This window comes from Verrucomicrobiota bacterium (assembly GCA_016871675.1).
Taxonomy (GTDB): Bacteria; Verrucomicrobiota; Verrucomicrobiia; order Limisphaerales; family VHCN01; genus VHCN01.
Window position 1 is genome coordinate 1 of the sequence record VHCN01000120.1, and the last position, 4,537, is coordinate 4,537.

The 4,537-nt window shown below is 66.9% G+C and carries 5 protein-coding genes; all 5 read left to right on the top strand.

All coding sequences use genetic code 11. The features are described from left to right. The coding region (locus FJ386_15045; protein ID MBM3878002.1) for a TIM barrel protein at positions 1–610 on the top strand (610 nt) is incomplete at its 5' end. An 11-nt stretch (positions 611–621) separates the two neighbouring features. Next, positions 622–1,065 carry a transporter gene (locus tag FJ386_15050; protein MBM3878003.1) on the top strand — a complete coding sequence of 148 codons (444 nt, stop codon included), beginning with the start codon at positions 622–624 and terminating at the stop codon, positions 1,063–1,065. Positions 1,066–1,160: 95 nt separating this feature from the next. Next, positions 1,161–2,516 (top strand): amidohydrolase, encoded by a 1,356-nt coding sequence (locus FJ386_15055; protein ID MBM3878004.1) that lies wholly within the window; start codon positions 1,161–1,163, stop codon positions 2,514–2,516. 99 nt (positions 2,517–2,615) lie between these two features. Then, positions 2,616–3,989: a TolC family protein gene (locus FJ386_15060; GenBank protein ID MBM3878005.1), complete on the top strand. Its 1,374-nt coding sequence runs from the start codon at positions 2,616–2,618 to the stop codon at positions 3,987–3,989. A gap of 53 nt (positions 3,990–4,042) precedes the next feature. Then, the coding region (locus FJ386_15065) for an NADPH:quinone reductase (GenBank protein ID MBM3878006.1) at positions 4,043–4,537 on the top strand (495 nt) is incomplete at its 3' end.

Sequence of the window (4,537 nt, forward strand, 5' to 3'; positions counted from 1 at the left end):
CGGCGCGGGCTGGGTGAAGCACAAGATCCGCCTCACCGACGCCGATCCCGCGGTGCGCCAGCGTGCCAGGGAGTTCATCTTTGGCATCATCAACTTCGCGGGCATCCTCGGTGCGCCGGCGATTGTCGGCTCGATGCAGGGTCGGTTCGAAGGCGCGGTGTCGCGCGAACAGGCGCTCGACCGGCTCGCCGATGCACTCCGCGCCCTCGGCGAACGCGCGAGCGGCCACGGGGTGCCGCTGCTTTACGAACCATTGAACCGTTACGAGACGAACCTGATCTGCCGCGCCGCCGATGCCGCGAAGTTCATCGAGGAACGCGGCATCAAGAACGTGAAACTGCTGTGCGACCTTTTCCATATGAACATCGAGGAGGCGGATGTCGCGGGCGCGTTGCGCGCAGTCGCGCCGCACCTCGGCCACGTGCATTGGGCCGACAGCAACCGCCACGCGATGGGCTTCGGCCACACGAGCGTCGCGCCCATCGCCGCGGCCTTGCGTGACATCGGCTACGCGGGCTACCTGTCCGCGGAGGTTTTTCCGTTGCCGGATGCCGAAGCCGCGGCGGCGCAGACCATGGTGAGCCTCCGCACGTTGTCCGCCTCCGCTTGACCGCACGAACCATGCTCAAAACCCAGCTCCTCCACCCCGACATTCTTCGCGTCTGCGCAAAAGCCGGCCATCACGCCAAGATCCTCATCGCCGACGGCAATTATCCCGCCTCGACGAAGAAAGGTCCAAACGCCGAACTGGTTTGCCTGAATCTCTCGCCCGGGTGCGTGACCGTGGCGCAAGTGCTCCGCGCCGTGTTGAGCGCCGTGCCGGTGGATTTCGTGAACACGATGGGCATCCCGGCGGACGACCGCTACGCGACATCCGGCGAACCGCCCGCGTGGGCGGAGTTTCGCGCCATCGCGAAAGAAGCGGGTGTGGCCACCGCGATCGAGCCCATCCCGAAGTGGGACTTCTACAAACACGTCGAGTCACCCGACCACGTGCTGACCATTCAGACCGGCGATCAGGCGCTGTGGGCCAACGTGCTGCTCACGCTCGGTTGCCGGTGCTAGCGCTGGATCCCGGGATGCGCAACGCAGCCGACACTTGCAGAACCGCCCATCTTCCACGACAAACTCACCCACGCCCGGACCACTGCCACTTCACCATGAAAGCACTTCCCTACCTTGTCGCAGCCGCACTCGCCTTGTTCTCCGCCCATCCTGCATCGCTCGCGCAGTCGCCGAAAGCCGCGGCAGACGCCGTCCGCCAGCAGGTCCGCGCGCGGGCAGAGGCGGAGTTGCCGACGTTGCTGGAACTTTACAAGCACCTCCACGCAAACCCGGAACTCTCGATCATGGAGGAGAAAACCGCCGCGCGCATTTCGGCCGAGTTGCGCAAGGCAGGCTTCACCGTGACGGAGAAAATCGGCGGGCACGGCGTCGTGGGCGTGTTGCGAAACGGCCCCGGCAAGACGGTGCTCGTGCGCACGGACCTTGACGCGCTGCCCGTGACGGAGACGACCGGGCTGCCTTACGCCAGCAAGGTCCGCACGAAGGATTGGGACGGCAACGAGGTCGGCACGATGCACGCCTGCGGACACGACGTGCACATGACCTCCTTCATCGGCACGGCGCGCACGCTCGCGGCGATCAAGGACCGCTGGGCCGGCACGCTCGTCTTCATCGGACAACCCGCGGAGGAGAAGGTCGGCGGGGCGAAGTTGATGCTCGCCGACGGCTTGTTCACGCGATTCCCGCGGCCGGATTATTGCCTCGCGCTGCACGTGGCAAGCGACCTGCCCGCGGGCACGGTCGGCTTCACGGAGGGCTTCATGCTCGCGAACTCCGACTCGATGGACATCCTTGTGCGCGGCGTCGGCGGTCACGGCGCCTGGCCGCACACGACAAAGGATCCGATCGTCCTCGCCGCGCAGATCATCCTCGCGCTGCAGACGGTCGTGAGCCGCGAAACGCCGGCCATCGAACCCGCGGTCGTCACTGTCGGCTCGATTCACGGCGGCACGAAGCACAACATCATCCCCGAGGAAGTCCGCCTCCAACTCACGCTGCGATCCTACTCGGACACCGTGCGCGACAACACCATCGCGTCCATCAAGCGCATCACACGCGGACTCGGGCTCGCGGCCGGCTTGCCCGAAGACAAACTGCCTGTTGTCACGGTGCAGGAAGAAGGCGCAAAGGCGACCTACAACGACCCGGCGCTCACGCAGCGCGTGGTGCGCGCGTTCAATGCGTGGATCGGCGAAGGCAGCGTGCTCAAGCGACAGCCCGTGATGGGCGCGGAGGACTTCGGCCTCTACGGCCGCACCGAGCACAAGGTGCCCATCTGCATGTTCTGGCTCGGGACGATTTCATCCGAGGTCGTGAACGCGAGCCTCCGCACGGGCAGGAGTCTCCCGTCCCTGCACTCCAGCCTCTACGCGCCGCAACCGGAGCCCTCGATCAGGACCGGCGTCACGGCCATGAGCGCGGCGGTCCTCGAATTGCTCGGCAAGCCGTGATGGGGGTGACGCGTTTCGTGATACGGTTTGGGGCGCCCACAAAAGGATTGGCCATCGGGCGCGGGACTTCGGCATTCTCACGCCGTTTGCAAAAGCACCATGAAGACACTCCTGATTCTCAGCACGATTCTCGCGCTCGCGGCGCAACTCGACGCCGCGACGAACACGCCCGCCGTCACAAATCCGCCGCCGGCGTGGCTTACCCGGCCGCTCTCGCTCGGCGAGTGCATCAACCTCGCGCTCCAACAGAATAGCGCGGTGCTCAAGAGCCGCCACGACATCGAAGCGGCCTACGGCCTGAGCGTGCAGGCCCGCGCCATCACGCGGCCGCGATTGACGCTGACCGGCAACTACACGCTCACCGACCGTGGCGCGATCGAGGACTTCGGTTTCCCGGGCGCGCCCCGGACGAGCGATCAAACGTGGACGCTCGGTCTGCAAGTTTCTCGATCCATCTACGAGGGCGGGCGCATCCAGCAAGCCGGGCGCATCGCGGACCTCACGCGCGAGCAGGCGCTCTTCGCCCATCAGTCGGTCGTGCAGGACACCGTGCTCGCGGTGCGGGTCGCGTATGACGACGCGCTTCTCGCCGCGCAGCAAATCATCGTGCAGGACGCGAGCGTGAAGCTGCTGCAGAAGGAACTCGAAGACACCACGCGCCGGTTCGAGGCGGGGACCGTGCCGCGCTTCAACGTGCTGCGGGCGGAAGTCGAGCTCGCCAACGCGCGCCCGCGAGTCATCAAGGCCCGCCACGCGCTGCGCATCGCCCGCGACAACCTCGTCCACGCGCTCGGCTACAGCCTGCCGCCGGCCGTGAGCGAGGACATCCCGCTGCAACTCAGCGGCCGTCTCGAAGCCACCCCGCTCGACATGGATTTGCCGGGCGCAGTCGCGCGCGCGTTCGAGGGGCGCACGGAGCTCATCGCGCTTCGCAAGGCCGAGGAGTTGCGGCGCGAGGGAATCCTCACCGCCGAAGCCGCGCGCAAACCGAGCGCGCAGCTTTTTGCGGGCGGCACATCTCACAACCGGCGCTTCAGCAACAACCCGACCCGCGACACCTCTGGCTGGAACGTTGGCGCGCAGATGACCTGGAACATTTTCGACGGCCGTCTCACCGACGGCAGGGTGCGGGAGGCCGCCGCGCTGCACCGCAAGGCGGGCGAGGAACTGAACGACTTCGCGCGACGCATCGAACTCGAGGTCCGCACCGCGTGGTCCAACTTCATCGAGGCGAGGGAAGTGATCGAGTCCCAGAAGAAAGTGCAGGAACAAGCCGAGGAGGCGCTGCGGCTCGCGAACGCCCGCGCCGAGGCCGGCACCGGCACGCAACTCGACGTGCTCAACGCGCAGACCGCACTCACGGAAGCCCGGAACACGCAGATCCAGGCGCTGCACGCATATTCCGTCGCCCGCAGCCGGTTGGAGCGCGCCGTCGGCGTGAAGGTCGAAGTGCAGAGTGACGTGAAGCGATGAACGGCTGCGCGGCCCGTGGCGCGGGCGGTTCGGAATCAACACCAACCCTTGAAATGAAAGCCATCCGCGTGAACCAATTCGGCGGCCCCGACGTGCTGCGCCTTGAGGAGGCGCCCATGCCACGACCCGGCCCAGGCCAACTCGTGCTGCGCGTTCGCGCCGCGGGCGTCAATCCCGTGGACACGTATTTTCGCAGCGGAACCAATCCGGCGATCCAACCGCCTTACACACCGGGCTCCGACGCGGCGGGCGAAGTGGTGTCCGTCGGCGAGGGAGTGAGCGCGTTTGCAACCGGTGACCGCGTCTATGTCGGCGGCTCGCTCAGCGGAACGTATGCCGAGTTCGCGCTCTGCGAAGCGACGCGGACCTATCCCCTGCCCCACCCGGTGGGCTTCGAGCAGGGCGCGGCGCTTCACATTCCCTACGCGACGGCGCATCGGGCGCTGTTCCATCGCGCCGACGCGAGGGCTGGCGAAATCGTTCTCATCCACGGCGCGAGCGGGGGCGTGGGACTCGCGGCGGTTCAGTTCGCGCGCGCGGCAGGATTG

Excerpts from the sequence above, each read along its gene's own strand:
- FJ386_15055 (MBM3878004.1), top strand. The coding sequence starts at position 1,161 with ATGAAAGCACTTCCCTACCTTGTCGCAGCCGCACTCGCCTTGTTCTCC.
- FJ386_15060 (MBM3878005.1), top strand. The coding sequence starts at position 2,616 with ATGAAGACACTCCTGATTCTCAGCACGATTCTCGCGCTCGCGGCGCAA.
- FJ386_15050 (MBM3878003.1), top strand. The coding sequence starts at position 622 with ATGCTCAAAACCCAGCTCCTCCACCCCGACATTCTTCGCGTCTGCGCA.